The 21,504-nt window shown below is 71.7% G+C and carries 20 protein-coding genes; 8 read left to right on the plus strand and 12 right to left on the minus strand.

Annotation, left to right across the window (positions count from 1 at the left end):
- Nucleotides 1-23: 23 nt before the first annotated feature.
- Nucleotides 24-941, plus strand: coding sequence for an EamA family transporter (locus AB0L53_RS17570; RefSeq protein WP_363994402.1), 918 nt, complete (start codon nt 24-26; stop codon nt 939-941).
- A gap of 76 nt (nt 942-1,017) precedes the next feature.
- Here the strand turns inward: AB0L53_RS17570 and AB0L53_RS17575 are convergent, their stop codons facing one another.
- The 8 genes from AB0L53_RS17575 to AB0L53_RS17610 are packed head-to-tail and all read right to left on the minus strand — an operon-like array spanning nt 1,018 to nt 8,472.
- Nucleotides 1,018-1,689, minus strand: coding sequence for a GntR family transcriptional regulator (locus AB0L53_RS17575; RefSeq protein ID WP_225291377.1), 672 nt, complete (start codon nt 1,687-1,689; stop codon nt 1,018-1,020).
- A 58-nt stretch (nt 1,690-1,747) separates the two neighbouring features.
- Nucleotides 1,748-2,686, minus strand: coding sequence for an ornithine cyclodeaminase family protein (locus AB0L53_RS17580; protein WP_363994405.1), 939 nt, complete (start codon nt 2,684-2,686; stop codon nt 1,748-1,750).
- Nucleotides 2,683-3,648, minus strand: coding sequence for a proline racemase family protein (locus tag AB0L53_RS17585; protein ID WP_363994408.1), 966 nt, complete (start codon nt 3,646-3,648; stop codon nt 2,683-2,685). Before AB0L53_RS17585 ends, AB0L53_RS17580 begins: the two co-directional genes overlap by 4 nt.
- Nucleotides 3,645-4,661 carry a proline racemase family protein gene (locus tag AB0L53_RS17590; RefSeq protein ID WP_358540512.1) on the minus strand — a complete coding sequence of 339 codons (1,017 nt, stop codon included), beginning with the start codon at nt 4,659-4,661 and terminating at the stop codon, nt 3,645-3,647. Before AB0L53_RS17590 ends, AB0L53_RS17585 begins: the two co-directional genes overlap by 4 nt.
- The gene (locus tag AB0L53_RS17595) at nt 4,658-5,551 is read right to left on the minus strand and encodes a dihydrodipicolinate synthase family protein (RefSeq protein WP_363994411.1); all 894 of its coding nucleotides are present in this window, start codon (nt 5,549-5,551) and stop codon (nt 4,658-4,660) included. Before AB0L53_RS17595 ends, AB0L53_RS17590 begins: the two co-directional genes overlap by 4 nt.
- A 16-nt stretch (nt 5,552-5,567) precedes the next feature.
- Nucleotides 5,568-6,971 (minus strand): NAD(P)/FAD-dependent oxidoreductase, encoded by a 1,404-nt coding sequence (locus AB0L53_RS17600; protein WP_363994413.1) that lies wholly within the window; start codon nt 6,969-6,971, stop codon nt 5,568-5,570.
- Nucleotides 6,968-7,210: a (2Fe-2S)-binding protein gene (locus tag AB0L53_RS17605; protein ID WP_225291383.1), complete on the minus strand. Its 243-nt coding sequence runs from the start codon at nt 7,208-7,210 to the stop codon at nt 6,968-6,970. The genes AB0L53_RS17600 and AB0L53_RS17605 overlap by 4 nt, the downstream gene beginning before the upstream one ends.
- Entirely contained in the window at nt 7,207-8,472 is a 1,266-nt protein-coding gene (locus AB0L53_RS17610) for an FAD-binding oxidoreductase (RefSeq protein ID WP_363994416.1), read from the minus strand. The genes AB0L53_RS17605 and AB0L53_RS17610 overlap by 4 nt, the downstream gene beginning before the upstream one ends.
- A 97-nt stretch (nt 8,473-8,569) precedes the next feature.
- Between AB0L53_RS17610 and AB0L53_RS17615 the strand changes: the two genes are divergently transcribed.
- Nucleotides 8,570-9,571, plus strand: coding sequence for a COX15/CtaA family protein (locus tag AB0L53_RS17615; RefSeq protein WP_363994419.1), 1,002 nt, complete (start codon nt 8,570-8,572; stop codon nt 9,569-9,571).
- A gap of 97 nt (nt 9,572-9,668) precedes the next feature.
- A complete protein-coding gene (locus AB0L53_RS17620; protein ID WP_363994422.1) occupies nt 9,669-10,364 on the plus strand; it encodes an ElyC/SanA/YdcF family protein in 696 nt (231 codons plus the stop codon).
- Here AB0L53_RS17620 and AB0L53_RS17625 read toward each other — a convergent pair.
- The 4 genes from AB0L53_RS17625 to AB0L53_RS17640 are packed head-to-tail and all read right to left on the minus strand — an operon-like array spanning nt 10,349 to nt 13,862.
- On the minus strand, nt 10,349-11,533 hold the full coding sequence (locus AB0L53_RS17625; RefSeq protein WP_363994425.1) for a PrsW family intramembrane metalloprotease: 1,185 nt from the start codon (nt 11,531-11,533) through the stop codon (nt 10,349-10,351). The genes AB0L53_RS17620 and AB0L53_RS17625 overlap by 16 nt on opposite strands.
- A 17-nt stretch (nt 11,534-11,550) precedes the next feature.
- Entirely contained in the window at nt 11,551-12,486 is a 936-nt protein-coding gene (locus AB0L53_RS17630; RefSeq protein ID WP_363994428.1) for a cation diffusion facilitator family transporter, read from the minus strand.
- On the minus strand, nt 12,486-12,869 hold the full coding sequence (locus AB0L53_RS17635; RefSeq protein ID WP_357958414.1) for a metalloregulator ArsR/SmtB family transcription factor: 384 nt from the start codon (nt 12,867-12,869) through the stop codon (nt 12,486-12,488). Before AB0L53_RS17635 ends, AB0L53_RS17630 begins: the two co-directional genes overlap by 1 nt.
- Before the next feature lie 48 nt (nt 12,870-12,917).
- A complete protein-coding gene (locus tag AB0L53_RS17640) occupies nt 12,918-13,862 on the minus strand; it encodes a heme o synthase (RefSeq protein ID WP_363994431.1) in 945 nt (314 codons plus the stop codon).
- A 334-nt stretch (nt 13,863-14,196) separates the two neighbouring features.
- Here AB0L53_RS17640 and tkt point away from each other — a divergent pair, with 334 nt between their 5' ends.
- The 5 genes from tkt to AB0L53_RS17665 are packed head-to-tail and all read left to right on the plus strand — an operon-like array spanning nt 14,197 to nt 21,475.
- The gene (gene tkt / locus AB0L53_RS17645; protein ID WP_363994434.1) at nt 14,197-16,227 is read left to right on the plus strand and encodes a transketolase; all 2,031 of its coding nucleotides are present in this window, start codon (nt 14,197-14,199) and stop codon (nt 16,225-16,227) included.
- Nucleotides 16,228-16,232: 5 nt separating this feature from the next.
- On the plus strand, nt 16,233-17,324 hold the full coding sequence (gene tal / locus AB0L53_RS17650) for a transaldolase (RefSeq protein ID WP_363994437.1): 1,092 nt from the start codon (nt 16,233-16,235) through the stop codon (nt 17,322-17,324).
- The gene (locus AB0L53_RS17655) at nt 17,324-18,937 is read left to right on the plus strand and encodes a glucose-6-phosphate isomerase (protein WP_363994440.1); all 1,614 of its coding nucleotides are present in this window, start codon (nt 17,324-17,326) and stop codon (nt 18,935-18,937) included. Before tal ends, AB0L53_RS17655 begins: the two co-directional genes overlap by 1 nt.
- Nucleotide 18,938: 1 nt before the next feature.
- A complete protein-coding gene (gene zwf, locus AB0L53_RS17660) occupies nt 18,939-20,561 on the plus strand; it encodes a glucose-6-phosphate dehydrogenase (RefSeq protein ID WP_363994443.1) in 1,623 nt (540 codons plus the stop codon).
- The gene (locus AB0L53_RS17665; protein WP_363994446.1) at nt 20,561-21,475 is read left to right on the plus strand and encodes a glucose-6-phosphate dehydrogenase assembly protein OpcA; all 915 of its coding nucleotides are present in this window, start codon (nt 20,561-20,563) and stop codon (nt 21,473-21,475) included. The genes zwf and AB0L53_RS17665 overlap by 1 nt, the downstream gene beginning before the upstream one ends.
- Nucleotides 21,476-21,504 lie beyond the last annotated feature (29 nt).

A 21,504-nucleotide genomic window follows, 5' to 3' on the forward strand; every position in this document is an offset into this window, starting at 1 on the left:
CGCCATGCCTACTGAGGAGTGCTGTGAGCGCCTTCGCCCTGGATGATCCCTTCGACCGGGGATCCGGCCTGCCCAGACCCGGCAGTGTGCTGCGCAGCGCCGCCGACTCCATACCGCCTTCCGGGCTGGTGCTGCTGGCGATCTTCTCCGTACAGCTGGGGGCGGGCTTCGCCAAGGAGCTGTTCGCGGCGCTGCCGCCGAGCGCGGTGGTGTTCCTGCGCATCGCCGCGGGCGCGTTGATCATGGGCGCGGTGGCCAGGCCCAAGCTGAAGGGCATGTCGTGGCGTGACCTGGGGGTCGGGCTCGCCTTCGGCGTGACGCTGGCGCTGATGAACCTGTCGTTCTACGAGGCGATAGCGCGGCTGCCCCTGGGGATCGCGGTGGCGATCGAGTTCCTCGGGCCGCTGGGCGTGGCGGTGGCGGCCTCCAGGCGGCGGCTCGACCTGGTGTGGATCGGCCTGGCGGCGGCGGGCGTGGCGCTGCTCGCGCCCTGGGGCCAGTCGGCGTCGGTGAGCTGGGCCGGCATCGGGTTCGCGCTGGGGGCGGGAGTGCTCTGGGCGGCCTACATCCTGCTGTCGGCCTCGGTGGGGCGGCGCTTCCCCGGCACCACCGGGCTGTCGGTCGCGATGATCGTGTCGGCCGTGGTGGTCGCGCCGGTGGGCATCGCGTCGGGCGGCGGCGACCTGCTCCAGCCGCATCTGCTGCTGATCGGGCTGGGGGTGGGGCTGCTGTCGTCGGTGATCCCGTACTCGCTGGAGCTGCAGGCGCTGCGGCGGATGCCGAAGCACGTGTTCGGCATCCTGATGAGCCTGGAGCCCGCGGCGGCCGCGCTGGTCGGCGTGCTGGTGCTCAGCGAGATGCTGCACGCGCAGCAGTGGGCGGCGATCATCTGCATCGTGGCCGCGAGCCTGGGCACGACCCGCGCGACGAAGACGAAGTAGCCTCCCCGGACGTGATCAGTGCGGGCCGGTCCGAATACCGCGGACGCGATCAGTGCGGGCCGGCCCGGACAAGTAGTCAGTGTGGGTCGGCCCAGATGCCGCGGACGTGCTGGATGTGCTCGGACATGATGTGGCGGGCCGCCTCGGTGTCACCGGCCTTGAGCGCGTCGAGCAACGCGACGTGCTCGCGGGCCGAGTCCGACAGCGTGCCGCGCTCCGACAGCTGCGACAGGCCGTAGAGCCGGGCCCGGTTGCGCAGGTCCTTGACCACCTCGACCAGGTGGGCGTTGCCCGACAGCGTCAGCAGTTCCACGTGGAAGCGCAGGTCGGCGTCCACGTACGCGAGCAGGTCACCCCGCTCGGCGGCGGCGACGATCTCCTCGGCGACGGGCCGCAGCCGCTCGAAGTCGGCCGCGCGCGAGCTGTCGGCCAGCCGGGTCACGGTGGGCACCTCGATGAGCTGCCGGATCTCGGTCAGCTCGTCGAGATCGCGGTCGGACAGCTCGGTGACCCGGAAGCCCTTGTTGCGCACCGCCTCGACCAGTCCCTCCTTGGCCAGGTCGAGCATGGCCTCACGGACCGGCGTGGCGGAGACGCCGAACTGCGCGGCCAGCACCGGCGCGGAGTAGACCACCCCCGGGCGCATCTCACCCGTGATCAACGCGGCGCGGAGCGCGTGCGCGACCTGCTCGCGCAAGCTCTGCCGCTCGCCCACCATCGGCAGGTCGAGCCGGTCCTCGGCAGCCATCCGGCCATCCCTTCGCTCAGTACACGCCCGCTGATCACCCCCCGCTGGGGGCACCCCGCTAAACCCACGCCTCGTACGCGGCGGCGGCGACCACCAGGTCCTCCCACGCCATCCCGGTGCTCTTGAACACGCGGGGACCGGAGCCCGCAGGAACCCGGCCGGCGATCAGGTCGGCGAGGTTCCCGGCGAGATGACCGGTGGTGATCGTACCTTGGCGCACCGGGATGACCACATCCCCCGCTTCGGCCAGCGCCGCCGACCTGGCCTCGACGACGACCGTGGCGCGAGCGACGAGGTCTCCGGCCAGCTCGCGCGCCTCCGGTTCGTGCGATCCGACCGCGACCACCGTGGCGTCGTCGCGGACCAGCTCGCCGGGGAAGAGCGGCTCCCTGGCCGTGGTGCAGCAGGCGATCAGATCCGCCTCCGCCACAGCGCTCAGGTCCGGAGCCTGGCCGTGCACCGCGCGGGCCGGCAGGCCGTGGTCGCGGCAGCGGGCGGCGAGGCTCTCGGCGCGTTCGGGGTCACGGCCGACGATCGTGACCCGTTCGACCGGCCGGACCGCGCCCAGCGCGAGGATGTGCCCCCACGCCTGCGGGCCCGTGCCGAACACCACCAGGTTACGGGCGTCCGGCCCGGCCAGGTGCTTGACGGCGAGCGCCGAGACCGCCGGGGTGCGCAGTGAGGTGAGCGTGATGCCGTCCATGGCGGCCAGCGGGCTCAGGGTGTCGCCGTCGAGCAGCAGGTACGTCCCCTGGATGCGGGGCAGCCCGCGCTCGGCGTTGCCGGGTGCGATGGTGACGGCCTTCACGCCCGCGTACCGTCCCGCGGCGGCGGGCATCAGCAGGAGCTGCCCCGCGGGCAGCTCGACGATCGGCCGCAGCGGCGTCTCCTCCGGATCGAGCCCGTCCCGCAGGGCCTCTTCCAGGATGCGTACGGCCCGCGCCACGGGCACCAGCCGCTCGATGGTGGCGGCGTCGAGGTAGGGCAGCGCGTTCACCGCAGCACGAACCCGGTGCCGAGGGGGTCTTCCGGATCGAGCTCGAAGGTGTGCCGCCCGGTGCGGTAGGCCATGCCCTCGATCTCGGCGACGACGCCCCGGTCGGTCACCTTCCCCACGGTGGCGACGAACGTGCCGCCCGCGATGCCGGTGTGGATCAGCGGACCCTGGTGACCGTCGTCGTACAGCAGAGCGAGCCGGGCGGCCGTGCCGGACCCGCACGGCGAGCGGTCCACCTCGCCGTCGGCGAACACGGTCACGTTGCGCTGGCGCAGTCCGTCGCCCGGGACGTCCTCGTAGAAGATCACCCCATAGACGCCGGACAGCCGTTCGTCCGACGGGTGCCGCGTGGCCGGGTGGCCCGCCAGGGCGGCCTTGATCCGGCGGCCGTGGCCGACGAACTCCGTCAGGCTCCCGGCCTTGACGGACAGGCCGACGGCCGAGGCGGGCAGGGTGGCGTAGATGGCTCCGCCGTAGGCGAGGTCGACCTCGACCCCGGCGACGGGGAGGGCGCGCGCGATGGCGTACGACGGGACGTTGACGAAGGTGACCGACTCGACGCGGTCCCGCGAGCCGCGTACGCGGGCCGTGACGCGGCCCGAGGGCACGTCGACGACCACGTCCGTCTCGCCGCCGGGGTCCGCCTCGACCAGGCCCTCGCGGACGGCGTGCACGCCGAGCGCGATCGTGCCGTGGCCGCAGGCGGTGGAGTAGCCGTCCTTGTGCCAGAACAGCGCGCCGAAGTGGGCGCCGGGGTCGTCGGGCGGGACCAGGAAGCAGCCGTACATGTCGGCGTGGCCGCGCGGCTCGTGGCAGAGCAGCCGCCGCACCCGCTCGGCCGGGCCGTCAGGTGCGGCGGCCCGGCGTTCGAGGACGGTGGCGCCCGGGATGTCCGGGGCGCCACCGGTGACGATCCTGAACGGTTCGCCGGCGGTGTGGTAGTCGACCGTGGTGACGCTCACAGCTCGAATCCCTCGGGGAACGGGTCGCGCGGGTCGAGGAAGTATTGGGCGGTGCCGGTGACCCAGGCGCGCCCGGTGATGGCCGGCACGACCGCCGGCCGTCCGCCGACGGTGGTCTCCCCCAGCAGACGGCCGATGAAACGGGTGCCGATGAACGACTCGTTGACGAACTCCCCGCTGCCCGGCCCCTCGCTCACGGCCAGCTGGCCACGGGCGTGCAGCTGGGCCATCCGGGCGCTGGTGCCGGTGCCGCACGGCGAGCGGTCGAACCAGCCCGGGTAGATGGCCATGGCGTGCCGCGAGTGGTGGGCGTCCGAGCCCGGCGCGGCGAAGTAGACGTGATGGCAGCCCCGGATGCGGTCGTCCTCGGGGTGCACGGGCTCGTCGGCCGCGTCGATCGCCGCCATCGTGGCCAGCCCGGCAGCGAGGATCTCGTTCTTGGCCTTGCGGTCGAAGGGCAGGCCGTAGTCGTCGAGGTCGACGATCGCGTAGAAGTTGCCGCCGTACGCCAGGTCGTAGCGGATGTCGCCGAAGCCGGGCACCGTGACGACGGCGTCGAGCCGGTCGCTGTAGGCGGGCACGTTACGCAGCGTCACCGACATGGCCATGCCGTCCTTGACGGCCACGTCCACCTCGACGAGCCCGGCGGGCACCTCCAGGCGCACGGTGGTGACCGGCTCGACGACCTCCACCATGCCGGTCTCCACCAGCACGGTCGCCACGCCTATGGTGCCGTGACCGCACATCGGCAGCAGCCCGGACACCTCGATGAACAGCACGCCCCAGTCGGCGTCGGGCCGGGTGGGCGGCTGCAGGATGGCGCCGCTCATGGCGGCGTGGCCGCGCGGCTCGTTCATCAGCAGCCTGCGGATGTGGTCGAGATGGTCGCGGAAGTAGACGCGCCGCTCGGCCATGCTCGCGCCGGGGATCACGCCCACGCCGCCGGTGATGACGCGGGTGGGCATCCCCTCGGTGTGCGAGTCGACGGCGTGGAAGACCCGCTTCGTCCTCATCGCATGCCCTCCGCCAGCGCCTTCTCCGTCGCGCCGCGTACGGCCGCCTCCTGCGTCTCGGTCAGCGGCACGCGCGGCAGGCGGCAGGGCCCGCCGTGACGACCCGCGATGTCCATCGACAGCTTGATGGCCTGCACGAACTCCGTCTTGGAGTCCCAGCGCAGCAGCGGGTGGAGCGTACGGTACAGGGGCAGCGCGGTCTCGAGGTCACCGGCCAGCGCGGCCCGGTAGAGGGCGACGCTGGAGGCGGGCAGCGCGTTGGGGTAACCGGCGACCCAGCCGACGGCCCCGGCGATCGCCAGTTCCAGCAGCACGTCGTCGGACCCGATCAGCACGTCGAGGCCGGGCGCCAGCTCGCCGAGCTCGTAGGAGCGGCGCGGGTCGCCGCTGAACTCCTTCACGGCCACGATCAGGCCCTCGCCGTACAGGGTGGCCAGCAGCGCGGGCGTCAGGTCCACCTTGGTGTCGTAGGGGTTGTTGTAGGCCACGATCGGCACCCCGGCCTTGGCCACCTCGCGGTAGTGCGCGATCACGGAGCGCTCGTCGGCCCGGTAGGCGTTGGGCGGCAGCAGCAGCACCGAGCCGCAGCCGGCCGCGGCGGCGCGCTCGGCCCACAGCCGTGACTCCGCCGCGCCGTACGCGCCGACGCCCGCCATCACGTTCGCCCCGCCGACGGCCTCGACGGCCGTCTCGATGACCTTGGCCCGCTCCTCGGCGGTGAGCGTCTGGTACTCGCCCAGCGACCCGTTGGGGACCACGCCGTCGCAGCCGTTCTCGACCAGCCAGCGGCAGTGCTCCGCATAGCCGTCGAAGTCGACGGACAGGTCCTCACGCAGAGGGAGAGCCGTGGCCACCATGACACCGTGCCAGGATTTAATGCGATTTGTCATTAAAGGGTCCTCCAAATCAGGGTTTATCGAGCTCGGCGAGAGCGCCGAGAGAGATGGGTTGCGCGATGGGGCGGCGAGGGGGCCGGGGCGACTCCCCGGCCAGGCACGCGACCGCGTAGCCGCAGACGCGGCCCTGGCACCAGCCCATTCCGGGCCTGGCCAGCAGCTTGACCGAGCGCGCGTCGGTGGCGCCGAGCTCCAGCGCCGCGCGTACACGGGCGACCGGCACCTCCTCGCACCGGCACACCAGCGTGTCGTCGCGCAGCCAGCCCTGCCAGCCCGGTTTGACCGGATACGCGTGATGCAGCGCCTCGCCGAACGCGCGCATCCGCCGGCGCCGTCTGGCCAGCACGCCGGGCACCGGCTCACCGGCCACGGCCAGGCCGGCGATGCGGCCCTCCAGCTCGGCCACGTACCGCCCGCCCACGCCGACCGGCTCGCCCGCCGCCCAGACGCCGTCCGCCGTGGTGCGCTGGCGGCCGTCCACCGCGAGCACGGGCATGCCGTCCGCGTCCTGGCGGGTCTCACAGCCGAGCTCGACGCCGAGCTCGATCTGAGGGACGAAGCCGTAGCCGACGGCCAGCGTGTCGCAGGCCAGCTCGCGGGTGGCGAGCACGTTCCAGTCGGCGTCGAGCCGCGCCACGGTGACCGCCTCCAGCTCGCGCTCGCCGTGGGCGGCGATCACCGCCTGGTGCGTCCGGTACGGCACGCGGTGCCGGGCCATGGCCAGCCCGTAGCCCGCCGCCTCCCCCGCCTTGCCCGCGGCCAGCAGCGGATGCCGGGCCAGGCCCAGGCCGCCGTTGGCCTCGAACACGCCCAGCACCTCGGCCCCCGCCCCCGCCAGGCCGGTGGCCACAGGCAGCAGGAACGGCCCGGTGCCGGCGACGACCACCCGGCCGCCCGCGACGACGCCGTTGCCCTTGAGCAGCGCCTGGGCGCCGCCCGCCGTCAGGACGCCGGGCAGGTCCCAGCCCGGGAACGGCAGCGGCCGGTCGTGGGCGCCGGTGGCGATCAGAAGGTCGCGGCAGCGGATCGCCACCGCGCGGCCGTCCGGCGTCTGGCAGTGGACGGTCAGCCGGTCGCCGTCGCGCGTCACGGTCCACACCTGGTGCCCGAGCAGGACCTCGGCCCGCTCGTCGAGCGCGCGAGCCTGCCTCAGGAACCGGTCCAGACCCGGCGTGCTCGCGCGCGCCGCTCCGGGCGGGTGACGGAAGTACTGGCCGCCGAGGCGGGCACCCGAGTCGACGAGGACCACGCTCAGGCCGCGCAGCGCAGCCGTCACGGCCCCCGCCACTCCGGCCGGCCCACCACCGACCACGGCGAGATCGCAGGTGTAGTCGTCGCGCGCGCGCTCGCCACGAACACCGTCGGCAGGAACGCGGTCGTCGGGCGCGCCCACACGGTCGTCGGTCGGGCTCATGCGGTCGTCACCTCGTCTCCGGGCCGGGCCTCCAGCAGGCAGGCGCGTTCTGGTGGGCGGCCGTTCACCGTGATCAGGCAGTCGAAGCAGACGCCGATGCCGCAGAACAGGCCGCGCGGCCGCCCGCCGAAGCGGGTGGTCCGCCAGGCGCGGACCCCGGCGGCGTGCAGGGCCGCGCCGATCGTCTGCCCCGGCTCGACCGGCACGGCCCGGCCGTCGATCGTGATCTGGAAGGTCACGCGGACTCCTCGGTCGCACGGGAGGACCCGGCGGACGTCTCGGTCGGGGACCCGCCATGGGTCGTGGTCGCGGACCCGGACGAACTCCCGGACGGGGACCCGGACGAACTCCCGGACGAGGATCCGGCCGAGGTCGCGAAGCGGTCCGGGCGGAAGGGGGACAGGTCGAGTTCGGGGCGGGCGCCGGTCAGCAGCTGGGACAGCAAGAGCCCGGTCGCGGGCGCGAGCCCGATCCCGGCCCCTTCGTGCCCGCACGCGTGATACAGCCCGGGCGCGCGCGGATCCGGCCCGATCACCGGCAGGTGGTCCGGACAGTACGGCCGGAACCCGCAGTACGACCGGATCACCCGCACCTCCCGCAACGCCGGGAACAGGGCGACGGCCTGGGCCGCCAGCCGGGCCAGCACCCGGGGCGAGGTCGTACGGTCGAAACCCACCCGCTCCCGGCTGGCCCCGATGAGCACGGTCCCCGCCGGGGTGCCCTCGACGACGGCCGAGGTCTCCAGGTCGGCGGAGTCGCTGGCCACGTTGGTGACGTAGGCGGCGGTGTAGACCTTGTGCCGGATCAGCGGCTCGCGCAGCGGCTCGGTGACGAGGATGAACCCGCGCCTGGGCAGGACCGGCAGTGCCACGCCCGCGAGCCCGGCGATCTCGCCGCCCCACGTGCCGGCCGCGTTGACCACCGCGCCGCCGAGGATGTCGCCCTGGTCGGTACGTACGCCCGTCACCCGGTCCCCGGCCCGCGTGAACCCGGTCACGGTGACGCCGGTGCGCAGGTGGAGCGTGCCGTGACCGTAGCTCTCCGCGCCGTGCCTGAGCAACTGCGCGGCGGCCAGCATGGGCTGCACCTGGGCGTCCTGCGGGTAGTGGACGCCGCCCGCGAGCCCGTCGGCCAGGTGCGGCTCGTAGTCGCGCAGCCCGGCGGCGGGCACGGCGGTGTACTCGACGCCCTGCTTGCCCGCCAGCCCGACCAGCTGCCGCTGGACCTCGTCGGTCTCGGCCACGACCAGGCCGCCCTTGGGCTCGTACTCGAACCCGCCCAGCCCGGCCAGCTCTCCCCACAGGCGGTTGGACAGCAGCGCGAGGTCCAGCTCCGGGCCCGGCTCCTTGTCCGAGACCAGCACGTTGCCCTCGCCCGCGCCCGTCGTGCCGCCGGCCACGGGGCCGCGGTCCACCACGGTCACGTCCAGCCCGGCCCGTGCGGCGTAATAGGCGCACGCGGCGCCCACCACTCCGGCGCCGATGACGATCACATCCGACATCCTCACCTCCCATCTGTAATATGTCACATACCCATGCTGCTTGAGAAGCACGTTCCCGGGTTAAGGACCGGACAACCAGGCCCTTACCATCGATGACGTGAAGCTCGCCGACGTGAAACTACCCACGGACCACCCCAATGCCCTGGTCCAGCGCCTGTTCTCCTTCTGGGCGCCGACCGCCGAGTCGATGCGGGGTTGGGCTCTGGCGTCCGTGGTGGTCAACGCGGGCATCACCGTGACGGGCGCGGCCGTGCGGCTCACCGGCTCCGGGCTCGGCTGCCCGACCTGGCCGAGGTGCACGCCCGACAGCTTCGTTCCCGTCGCGCATCCCGAGATCTCGCCCGCCACCATGGCCGTCGAGTTCGGTAACCGGCTGCTGACGTTCCTGGTGCTGGCGGTGGGGTTCGCCTGCGTGGTGTCGGCGATGCGGCTGGCCCCGCGGCGCCGCCCGCTGCTGTGGCTGGCCCTGCTGCAGCCCGCGGGCATCGTCTTCCAGGCGCTGTGGGGCGGGCTGGTGGTCAGGAGCCTGCTCAACCCGTTCACGGTCAGCGTGCACTTCCTGGTCTCCATCGCGCTGATCGCCGCCTGCTGGACGCTCTACGCGCGAGCCGGCGAAGGCGACGGCCCGGCCCGCCGGGTGACGCACCGCGACATCCGGCGCCTCGGGTTCGTGCTGGTCGCGGCGGTGGCGGTGCTGCTCCTGGCCGGGGTGCTGGTGACCGGCACGGGGCCGCATTCCGGCGACGCGGTGGCCTCCCGCTTCGATCTCGACATCGAGAGCGTGGTGCGCCTGCACTCCGACATCGTCTACATCGTGCTGGGGCTGTCGTTCGCGCTGCTGTTCGCGCTGCACGTGACCGACTCGCCCAGAGCGGCCCGCCGGGCGGCGCTGGCGCTGCTCGTGGTGGAGCTGGCCCAGGGCGTGATCGGCTACATCCAGTACTTCCTGGCGGTGCCCGCGCTCCTGGTGGGCCTGCACGTGCTCGGCTCGACCCTGGTCTGGATCGCCACGCTCAGGGTGGTCACCTCACTGCGCACCCGCGACCCGCTGACGGCCCCCGCCACCCCCTCCCCCGCCGAAGCGCCGGCCAGAGTCTGAGCCTCTGAACCCCTCCCCCACCGAAACGCCGGCCACAATCTGACCCGCTATGCCAAGGTATGAGGGACTACCTCCCCCTACCTTGTGAGGTCCCTGAGTGGCTTTGGCCCGTCCCGCTCGGAAGACCCTGCGACGCCTGTACCAAGCGCTGGTGCTGCTCAGCGTGCTCGTCCTGGCGCCGATGACCTGGGCGTGGCTCGACAGCTCGGACCACCGCGAGGTGGCCGACACCGCCGGCTGGCTGGCACGGGTGCCCACCTCGCAGGTGGCTCTCGTGCTCGGCGCGGGCCTGTACGCCGGCCGTCCCTCGTCCATGCTGGCCCGCCGCCTCGACATCGCGGCCGAGCTTTACCACGCGGGCAAGGTCAAGGCGCTGCTGCTGTCGGGCGACAACAGCCGCAAGGAGTACGACGAGCCGACGTCCATGCGCGACTACCTGCGGGCCAAGGGCGTGCCGGACGCGGTCATGGTGCTCGACTACGCCGGGTTCGACACCTGGGACTCGTGCGTGCGGGCCCGCAAGGTCTTCGGCGCCGAGCGGCTGACCGTGGTCACGCAGGTGTTCCACCTGCCGAGAGCGGTCACGCTCTGCCGTACGGCGGGCCTGACGACCTTCGGCGTGGGCGACGACTCCGTCAAGCAGTGGGCCGCGACCACCTACGCCTCGGCCGCCCGCGAGGTGTTCGCCACCGGCAAGGCGTTCGCCGACGCGCTCCTGCTGCACTCCGACCCCGTCTATCCCGGCCCGCGGGAGACCTCGCTGCGCACGATCCTTGCTCAGCCGGGCGCGTAGCCCGGTGGCGGGTTGCCCCGCGTCGCGGCCCCGAGTTGGGCGGGGGGCACCGGGAAGCTCGCCTTGGCGGTGCTCATGCATTCGAGCAGGGCCCGCTGCTCCTCGTGGAAGGTCTGCTCGTCGATCATCCGCCGGGCCGCCCGCTCGTGCAGCAGGCCCAGCTCGGTCGCCGCGAGCTGGTAGTCGCTCATCGCACGCAGCCCGCGCTTGCCGCCGTGGACCTTGGCCCACTGCCTGGCCCGCCGGCGCCGTGACAGGGCGGACAGCATGTGGATGTCGGCCCGGTTGACCAGCTTGGTCGGCTCGTACGGCGGCAGGTAGCGCTGGATCAGGGCGACGATGCGCCGCCGGTCCCTGATCACCAGCGCGATCAGCACCACGAGCACGACCAGCAGCACCAGGTAGGCGATGACCAGGCCGGGGAAGCCGCCGTAGGAGCTCAGACCGTTCCAGAGGCCGTGCAGGAGCATCGCGCCGACCCAGCCGGCCAGGATGGAGAAGACCCGGTCCGACCCCTGGCGCTGGGCGGCGTAGGCGACCGCGACACCGATCATCGAGGTGAACAGCGGGTGCGCGAACGGCGACAGCACGCCGCGCAGCACCACCGTGACGGCCAGCCCGATGCCGCCCTGGTCGGAGTTGAGCGCGGCGATGTAGTAGCTGACGTTCTCGCTCATCGCGAAGCCGAGGCCGACCATGCTGGCGTAGATGATACCGTCGGTCGGCCCGTCGAGCTCGGCTCGGCGGAACCTGAGCAGCCCGAGCAGCACCAGCCCCTTCATCGTCTCCTCGACCACGGGGGCGCCGAAGGTGGCGGCGACGTTGCGCGCGCTGGCCGCGCTGAGGTTGGCCGCGTCGATGATGTAGTGCAGGTTGAGCGAGTTGATCACGCCCGCGACCAGCACCGCCACGCCCGCTCCCCAGGCGAAGGCGAAGATGAGGTTGCTGCGCGGCTCCGGTTCCATGCGATCCAGCGCCAGCACGGCGGCCAGCAGCAGCGGCACCGGCGCCAGCGCCAGGATCAGCGAGATGAAGAACTGCACCGGCGCGCCGTTGAGCACGTCGAAGGCGAAGGAGACGAGTGCGCACAGGCCGGTCACGATCAGCCCGATGATCAACGCGAACGACGGGCGGTCCTTCAACACCCAGCGTGGATCACGGGACGCCATACCGTGACTGTAACGGATCAAAAAGGCGCTGTCCTGCCCAGGTGGCGCGGTCCGTGCGGGTCCTCACAATGCTCCGTCCGGTCCTTGAGACCGTGGTCCACCTGCAGCGTGGTGTGGCCGATCTCGAAGCGATCGTGCAGCAGGTCAGCCAGGCGGGTGCGGACCTGGTGGCAGTCGGACCCGCGGGCCACGATCACGTGCGCCGACAGCGTCGGATACCCACTGGTCACCGTCCAGACATGCAGATCGTGCACCTCGACCACATCAGGGTCGCCGGCCAGGACCCCGCCGATCTCGTCGGGGTCGAGGTCGCTCGGCGCGGCCTGGAGCAGCACCCTGGACGAATCGCGCAGCAGCCCCCAGCCGGCCTTGAGCATGAGCGCGGCGACCACGAGCGCGGCTATCGCGTCGGCCTGCCGGAACCCGGTCAGCCACACCACCACGCCGGAGATCGCGGTGGCGATGAAGGCGTACATGTCGTTGAGCACGTGCTGGAAGGCGCCCTCGACGTTGAGGCTGCGCCGGTCGGCCCTGGACAGCAGCCAGGCGGCCAGCGCGTTGACCACGATGCCGGCCACGGCCGTGGCGACCACGATGGGCCCGGAGACCTCGGGCGGTTCCAGCAGTCTGCGCACGCTCTCGTAACAGAAGTACGCCACGAGCAGCAGCAGGGTGAGGCCGTTGAGCTGGGCCGAGAGGATCTCGGCGCGCTTCCAGCCGAAGGTGTAGGCGCCACGGGCGGGCCGGGCGGCGAAGCGCATCGCGACCAGGGCCAGCGCGATCGCGCTGGCGTCGGTGAGCATGTGGGCGGCGTCGGAGATCAGCGCGATCGAGTTGGCGATCAGCCCGGCGACCACCTCGATCGCCATGTAGCCGACGATCAGCGCGAGCGCGCCCACCAGGTAGCGCTTGTCGGCGTCGGCCGCGTGGCCGTGCCCGTGACCGTGGCCCATCAGCGCTCCTCCCTCATGTGCTCGCGGCTGAGGTCGAGCAGCATCCGTACGTGCGCGTCGGCCAGCCGGTAGTAGATCATGCGGCCCGCCCGGCGGCTGGCCACGATGCCCGCCGTACGCAGCAGACGCAGGGCGTGGGACACGGCCGTGTCGGTCACCTCGACGGCGTCGGCCAGGTCGCACACGCACAGCTCGCCCGCCTCCAGCAGGGCGTACAGCAGGCGGGCCCGTGTGGCGTCGCCCAGCAGGCGGAACAGGTCGGCGAGCCGGGTCGCCTCGTCCGGCGTCACCAGCCGGTCGCGGGTGGCCGCGACGCGCTCGGCGTCGGGCTCCTGAACCACGCAACCGTCGAGCGAAGCAACAACACCTGAAGAGCTGTTCATGTGTTCACCATAACGACAGGACAAAGCCCACCGCAACGGGCGGTGGGCTCAGCTCAGCAGCGGATCGATGGCGACGGCGAGGAACAGCAGCGCCAGATAGGCGTTGGACCAGTGGAAGAAGCGCATCGGGCGCAGATCGACACCGGTCTTGCCGGAGTTGAGACGGGCCAGCAGGCGATGCACCTCCCACAGGCACATGGCGCCCAGGGCGACGGCCGCGATCGGGTAGAACAGCGTGGTGTGCGCCACCGGCCACAGGGCCAGCGAGCAGAGCACGGTGGCCCAGGTGTAGGCGATCGACTCCAGGATCACCCGGCGCTCGGTGGCCACCACGGGCAGCATCGGCACCTTGGCCGCCGCGTAGTCCTCCTTGTAGCGCATGGCCAGCGTCCAGGTGTGCGGCGGCGTCCAGAAGAACACCACCCCGAACAGCGCCAGCGGTGCCCAGTCGAGCCGCCCGGTGATGCCCGCCCAGCCGATCAGCACCGGCATGCAGCCCGCGATGCCGCCCCAGACGATGTTCTGGGCGGTGCGCCGCTTGAGGATCATCGAGTAGACGATGACGTAGAACAGGATGGCGCCGGTGGAGAGCATGGCGGCCAGCCAGTTGGTGGTCAGCCAGAGGCCGACCAAGGACAGCACGCCGAGCACGATGCCGAAGACGAGCGCGCCGGTCGGCGAGACCTGGTGCCTGGCCAGCGGACGCCGCCTGGTGCGGCGCATCTTCTGGTCGATGTCGCGGTCCACGTAGCAGTTGAGCGCGTTGGCGCTGCCCGCGGACAGGGTGCCGAACACCATGACCGATATCGACGTCCACAGCGGCGGCAGCCCGCCCGCCGCGAGGAACATCACGGGGAGAGTCGTGATCAGCAGGAGCTCGATGATCCGCGGCTTGGTCAGAGCGATGTAGGCCTTGACGAGCATGCCGATCGTCCTCGGCGGCTCGGCCGCGGGAGCGGGGGCCGTCGTCTGCCTGTTCGTCAGCACCGTCAAGGCGCTTCCAGCACGTGCGGAGTCAACGCGTAACCTCTGATTGGAGCGGAATCTCATGGACGGACGCCACGGCGTCCCTGTGATGACAACGAGAACAACCAAACTGTAGTAGCAGGGTCGTCCGGTCCGGCCAATGGGGGGACACGCACGGGGGTGGAAGGGGAATCTTTCGCCGACTCCACTCAGTTAGGGTCCGGTGTGGCGGGATATGCCAACCGGTACCACCAATGACAACTAGATTCCGGAGACCGAGCACTTGAGCACCGAACTCGTGCCAGACCTCGAATGGACCGACCTAGACAAGCAAGCGGTCGACGTCGTTCGAGCCTTGGCCATGGACGCAGTCGAAAAGGCGGGTTCGGGTCACCCGGGCACCGCCATGAGCCTGGCTCCCGCCGCGTACCTGCTGTTCCAGCACGCGATGCGCCACGACCCCACGGATCCCACGTGGCTGGGGCGTGACCGCTTCGTCCTGTCGTGCGGGCACTCCAGCCTGACGCTGTACATCCAGCTGTTCCTGTCCGGATACGGACTCGACCTGGACGACCTGAAGGGGTTGCGCCAGTGGGACAGCCTGACCCCCGGTCACCCGGAGCACGGGCACACGGTCGGTGTGGAGACCACCACGGGCCCGCTCGGCCAGGGCCTGGGCAACGCCGTCGGCATGGCGCTGGCGGCCCGCCGAGAGCGCGGCCTGTTCGACCCCGACGCGGAAGCGGGCGCCTCGCCCTTCGACCACCACATCTGGTGCATGGTCAGCGACGGTGACATCGAGGAGGGCATCAGCCACGAGGTCAGCTCGATCGCCGGCCACCAGAAGCTGGGCAACCTCACCGTCATCTATGACGACAACCACATCTCCATCGAGGACGACACGCTGATCGCGAAGTCCGAGGACGTGGTCAAGCGCTACGAGGCCTACGGCTGGCACACGCTCAGCGTCGACTGGACCGAGTCCGGCGAGTACGTCGAGGACATCCAGGCGCTGCACGCGGCGCTGGAGGCGGCCCGCGCCGAGACCGACCGGCCGACGTTCATCCGGCTGCGCACGATCATCGGCTGGCCCGCCCCGAACAAGCAGAACACCGGCAAGATCCACGGCTCCGCCCTCGGCGCCGACGAGGTCGCCGCCACCAAGCGGGTTCTCGGCATGGACCCCGAAAAGAGCTTCGACGTGCCCGCCGAGGTGCTGGAGCACGCGCGCGAGGTCGCCCGCAGGGGCCACGAGGCGCACGCCGCCTGGCAGAAGGGCTACGACGCCTGGCGCGAGGCCAACCCCGAGCGGGCCGCCGAGCTGGACCGCATCTCCCGCCACGAGCTGCCCGCCGGGTGGACCGAGGCGCTGCCCGCCTTCGACAAGGGCGGCTCGATGGCCACCCGCAAGGCCTCCGGCGAGGTGCTCAACGCGCTCGCGCCGGTGCTGCCCGAGCTGTGGGGCGGCTCGGCCGACCTGGCCGAGTCCAACAACACCACGATGAAGGGCGAGCCGTCCTTCATCCCGGAGGAATACCAGACCAAGGAGTTCCCCGGTAACCGCTACGGCCGCACGCTGCACTTCGGCATCCGCGAGCACGGCATGGGCGCGATTCTCAACGGCATCGCCCTGCACGGCGGCACGCGGCCCTACGGCGGCACGTTCCTGGTCTTCTCCGACTACATGCGCCCCTCCGTGCGCCTGGCGGCGCTGATGAAGCTGCCGGTCACCTACGTGTGGACGCACGACTCCATCGGACTGGGCGAGGACGGCCCGACCCACCAGCCGGTCGAGCACCTGTGGGCGCTGCGCGCGATCCCCGGCCTCGACGTGGTGCGCCCCGGCGACGCCAACGAGACGGCGTACGCCTGGCAGGCCGTGCTCGAGCACGACGACCGGCCCGCCGCGCTCGCCCTGACCCGGCAGAACCTGCCGATCTTCGAGGGCACCAGCGCCGAGGGCGTGGCCAAGGGCGGCTACGTCCTGCACGAGGCCTCCGACGGGCAGCCCCAGGTGATCCTCATCGCCACGGGCAGCGAACTGGAGCTGGCCGTCAACGGCCGCGAACTCCTCGAAGCCGAAGGCATCCCGACGCGGGTCGTGTCGATGCCGTGTGTGGAGTGGTTCCAAGGGCAGGACATTGCGTATCGGCAGACTGTTCTGCCGTCAGCGATCAAGGCCCGGGTCGCGGTCGAGGCGGGCATCGCTCTGGGCTGGCGCGAGTTCGTCGGCGAGAGGGGCGAGGTCGTCAGCCTTGAACACTTCGGCGCGTCGGCGCCGTATAAGACGCTGTACGAGCAATTCGGGCTGACGGCGGAGCGCGTGGCCGCCGCGGCCAAGGCGAGCCTCGCCAAGCTGGGCCACGACAAAGGCGAGACGACGGGAAACTGAACGAAATGAGCGAGAACCTCAAGAAGCTGTCCGCCCAGGGCGTGTCCATCTGGCTGGACGACATCAGCCGTGAGCGCCTGCGCACGGGCAACCTGGAACAGCTGATCCGCGAGAAGAACGTGGTCGGCGTCACTTCCAACCCGACCATCTTCGCCGGCGCGCTCAGCAAGGGCGACGCCTACGACACCCAGCTGCACGACCTGGCCGTGCGCGGGGTCGACCTCGGCGAGGCCGTACGCGCCATCACCGCCTACGACATCCGCTGGGCCGCCGACGTGCTGCGCCCGGTCTACGACGCCACCGCCGGCGTCGACGGCCGCGTGTCCCTGGAGGTGGACCCGCGGCTGGCCCGCGAGAGCGACAAGACCGTGGCCGAGGCGCGGGCGCTGTGGTGGCTGGTCGACCGGCCCAACCTGTTCATCAAGATCCCGGCGACCGTCGAGGGACTGCCCGCGATCACGCAGGCGCTCTCCGAGGGCATCAGCGTCAACGTCACGCTGATCTTCTCGCTGGAGCGCTACCGCGCGGTCATGGACGCCTGGCTGGCCGGCCTGGAGGCCGCGCAGGCCAAGGGCCTCAACCTGGGCACGATCGAGTCGGTGGCGTCGTTCTTCGTCAGCCGGGTCGACACCGAGATCGACAAGCGGCTCGACCAGCTCGGCCGGCCGGAGCTCAAGGGCAAGGCGGGCGTGGCCAACGCGCGCCTGGCCTACGCGGCGTTCGAGGAAGTGATGAACTCCGAGCGCTGGCAGCGGCTGCGCGCCGCCGGTGCCCGCCCGCAGCGCCCGCTGTGGGCCTCGACCGGCGTCAAGAACCCCGACTACTCGCCCACGCTGTACGTCGACCAGCTCGTCGCTCCCGGCACCGTCAACACGATGCCGGAGAAGACGGTCGACGCGACCGCCGCCGGCGCCAACATCACCGGTGACACCGTGCGCCCCTTCTACGAGGACGCGTGGAACACCATGGCGGCGCTCAAGGAGGCCGGCGTCGACTACGACGACGTCGTCAACGTGCTGGAGGACGAGGGCGTCGAGAAGTTCGAGGCGTCCTGGAACGAACTCCTCGAAAGCGTCAGCAAGAACCTGGCCCGCTGATGACCGTCTCGTACCGCGAGGAGGGGGTGGCCAACGCCGCCTCCTCCGCCGCGGGGCGGCTCGTCGCCGACGGCGTGCCCGCGCGGCTCGCCGCCGGCGATCCCACGCTGTGGGGCAGCGACGCGGAGGCGGGGGCAGCCGTCCGGCTGGGCTGGCTGACCCTGCCCCGCACCTCGCGCGAGCTGCTGCCCGAGCTCGGCAAGCTGGCCGAGCGGGCGCGCGCCGAGCACCTGACCAACGTGGTGCTGGCCGGGATGGGCGGCTCGTCGCTGGCGGCCGAGGTGATCTGCGCGAGCGCCGACGTGCCGCTGACCGTCCTGGACACCACCGACCCCGGTCAGGTGCGCCGGGCGCTGGCCGAGCCGCTGGAGGCCACGATCGTGGTCGTGGCCAGCAAGAGCGGCTCGACGGTCGAGACCGACAGTCACCTGCGCGTCTACGAGGAGCTCTTCCGCCAGGCGGGCATCGACCCGGCCGACCGCATCGTGGTCGTCACCGACCCGGGCTCGCCGCTGGAGCAGGCAGCCGTGGACGCCGGCTACCGCCTGGTCCCGGCCGTGCCCGACGTGGGTGGCCGCTACTCGGCGCTGTCGGCCTTCGGCCTGGTGCCCAGCGCGCTGGCCGGAGCCGACGTCGAACGGCTGCTCGACGACGCCGACGAGGTGCTGCCGCTGCTCTCGCTCGAAGCCGGCAACCCCGGGCTCGACCTGGGCGTGGCGCTCGGCGGGGCGGCACTCGCCGGACGCGACAAGCTGATCGTCGACGACCGGCTGTCGGTGATCAGCGGGCTGTCGGACTGGATCGAGCAGCTCGTCGCCGAGTCCACGGGCAAGAACGGCCTGGGCATCCTGCCGGTCGCCGGCGCCGAGCCGAACGGCGCCCGTGACGAGTTGGTCGTCGGGATCGACTCCGACGACGGCGACGTGCGCGTCGACGGGCCGCTCGGCGCGCAGTTCCTCATCTGGGAGTACGCCACGGCCGTGGCCGGGCTGCTGCTGGGGATCGACCCGTTCGACCAGCCGAACGTCGCCGAGTCCAAGGACAACACGGCCGCGCTGCTCGACATGGAGGCGCTGCCGCTGGGCGAGCCGGCCTTCGTCGACGGGCCCGTGGAGGTGTACGGCGCCACCAAGGCCAGGGATCTGCCGGGCGTGCTGACCGAGCTGCTCGAAGCGGTGCCCGACGACGGCTACCTGGCCGTGATGGCCTATCTGGACCGGCTGTCGGCCTTCGATGTGTTCGTGCCGGACGGCGCGGACTTCGAGCAGATGACCGACGCGTGGATGGCGGCCGACCCGGCCACGCTGCGGGCGCTGCTGGCCCTGCGTACCGACCGGCCGGTCACCTTCGGGTGGGGGCCGCGGTTCCTGCACTCCACCGGCCAGTATCACAAGGGCGGCCCGCAGAACGGGGTGTTCCTGCAGATCACCGGTGCCGTGGCCGACGACGTGCCGGTGCCCGGCAGGCCGTACACGCTGGGCGGGCTGGAGCTCGCGCAGGCCCTCGGCGATCTCGGGGCACTGCTGCGGCGCGGCCGGCCGGCCGTACGCCTGCACTTGACCGATCGCGCGGCCGGAGTCGCGCACCTGCTCGCAGCCGCACAGGAGGCTTGAGATGAAAGACCCGGAAACACCCTCGGACGAGGCTCTCGACTTTGAGGAGACGATCGCGGCGACGATAGCCACCTCGGCCGCGGCCACCTCCACCACCTTGGAGGTGGCGGCCGCCAATCCGCTGCGCGATCCGCGCGACAAGCGGCTGCCCCGGGTGGCCGGACCGTGTGTGCTGGTGTTGTTCGGCGTGACGGGTGACCTGGCCAAGCGCAAGTTGCTGCCGGCGATCTACGACCTGGGCAACCGAGGGCTGCTGCCGCCCGGTTTCTCGCTGGTCGGGTTCGCCAGGCGCGACTGGAAGGACCAGGATTTCGCCCAGGTGACGCATGACGCCGTCAAGGCGCACGCCAGGACGCCCTTCCGTGAGGAGGTCTGGAAGCAGCTGCGCGAAGGCATCCACTTCGTGCCGGGCGAGTTCTCCGACGACGGCGCGTTCGACGCGCTGGCGATGGCCTTGAAGGAGATCGACGAGACCCGGGGCACCGGCGGCAACTATGCGTTCTATCTCTCCGTGCCGCCGAAGTTCTTCCCCGTCGTGGTGGAGCAGCTCAAGCGGACCGGCGTGTCCCAGGCGCCTCCCGGGTCCTGGCGGCGCGTGGTGATCGAGAAGCCGTTCGGGCACGACCTGAAGTCGGCGCACGAGCTGAACGAGATCACCACCTCGGCCTTCCCGGAGAGCTCGATCTTCAGGATCGACCACTACCTGGGCAAGGAGACCGTCCAGAACATCCTGGCCCTGAGGTTCGCCAACAACCTCTACGAGCCCATCTGGAACCGTAGCTTCGTCGACCACGTGCAGATCACCATGGCCGAGGACATCGGCATCGGCGGCCGGGCCGGCTACTACGACGGCATCGGCGCGGCCCGCGACGTGATCCAGAACCACCTGCTCCAGCTGCTCGCCCTGGTGGCGATGGAGGACCCGACGTCCTTCGACGCCTCCGCGCTGCGGCGGGAGAAGGAGAAGGTGCTCAAGGCCGTGCAGCTGCCGTCGGACCTGGCGCTCAACACCGCGCGCGGCCAGTACGACGCGGGTTGGCAGGGCGGCGAGAAGGTCGTCGGCTACCTGCAGGAGGACGGCATCTCCGCCGACTCCACGACCGAGACATACGCGGCCATCAAGCTGGAGATCGCCAACCGGCGCTGGGCGGGCGTGCCGTTCTACCTGCGCACCGGCAAGCGCCTCGGCCGCCGGGTCACCGAGGTGGCCGTGGTGTTCCAGCGGGCGCCGCACCTGCCCTTCAGCAAGGACGACACCGAGATCCTCGGCCAGAACGCGCTGGTCATCAGGGTGCAGCCGGACGAGGGCATCACCGTGCGGTTCGGCTCCAAGGTGCCGGGCACGGCCATGGAGGTGCGTGACGTCTCCATGGACTTCGCCTATGGGGAGTCGTTCCTGGAGTCGTCCCCCGAGGCGTACGAGCGGCTGCTGCTCGACGTGATGATCGGCGACCCGCCGCTCTTCCCGCACCAGCGGGAGGTCGAGCTGTCGTGGAAGATCCTCGACCCGATCGAGGAGTTCTGGGCCACCCAGGGTCAGCCCGAGGGCTACCCGTCCGGTTCGTGGGGGCCGCCGTCCGCCGACGCGATGATGGGCGACGGCCGCGTATGGAGGAGACTCTGATGACCACCTTCATGCTCACCGACACGACGGCGGGGAAGATCTCCGCGCAGCTGACGCAGCTGCGCCACCAGATGGGCGCGCCCGCGGTCGGGATGGTGCTGACGCTGATCGTGGTCTGCGAGGAGCGCGACCAGTACGACTCGCTGCGCGCGGCCAGCGAGGCGGCGCGCGAGCACCCCTCGCGCATCATCGTGGTGATCAACCGCGAGCCCGACGAGGCCAACCGGCTCGACGCGGAGCTGCGCATCGGCGAGTCCACGCCGGGCGAGGTGGTCGTGCTGCGGCTCTACGGCGAGCTGACCGAGCACGCCGACTCGGTGGTCAGCCCGCTGCTACTGCCCGACACGCCGGTCGTGGCCTGGTGGCCGGGGCTGGCGCCCGAGGTGATGTCCAAGGACCCGGTCGGTATGCTCGCCCAGCGCCGCATCTCCGACGCCAGGGGCTCGCGCGACGGCGGGGTCGAGTCGCTGGTGACCAGGGCCAAGGGCTACGCGCCCGGCGACACGGACCTGTCCTGGGCCCGGCTGACGCCGTGGCGCAGCCTGCTGGCGGCCGCGTTCGACCAACCCACGGGCAAGGTGCGCAAGGGCACCGTGGAGGCGTCCCCGGGCAACCCCAGCGCGCCCCTGCTGGCCGCGTGGCTGTCCGAACGTCTCGGCGCGCCGGTCAAGGTGGCCGACTCCAACGGGCCCGGCCTGACCGCCGTCCGGCTCACGACGGCCGACGGCATGCTGGCGGTGTGCAGGAGCGACGCCCGGCTGGCGACGCTGTCGCGGCCCGGCCAGCCGGACCGGAACGTGGCCCTGGCCCGGCGGCAGACCGCCGAGCTGCTGTCGGAGGAGCTGCGGCGGCTCGACTCCGACGAGATCTACGGGGCGGCGGTCAAGCGGCTGGCCCGCTCGTACAAGTCCTGACGCCTCCTCCCACCGGTCGTGGCGGGCCC

Source organism: Nonomuraea sp. NPDC052129 (genome assembly GCF_040680095.1).
Taxonomy (GTDB): Bacteria; Actinomycetota; Actinomycetes; order Streptosporangiales; family Streptosporangiaceae; genus Nonomuraea.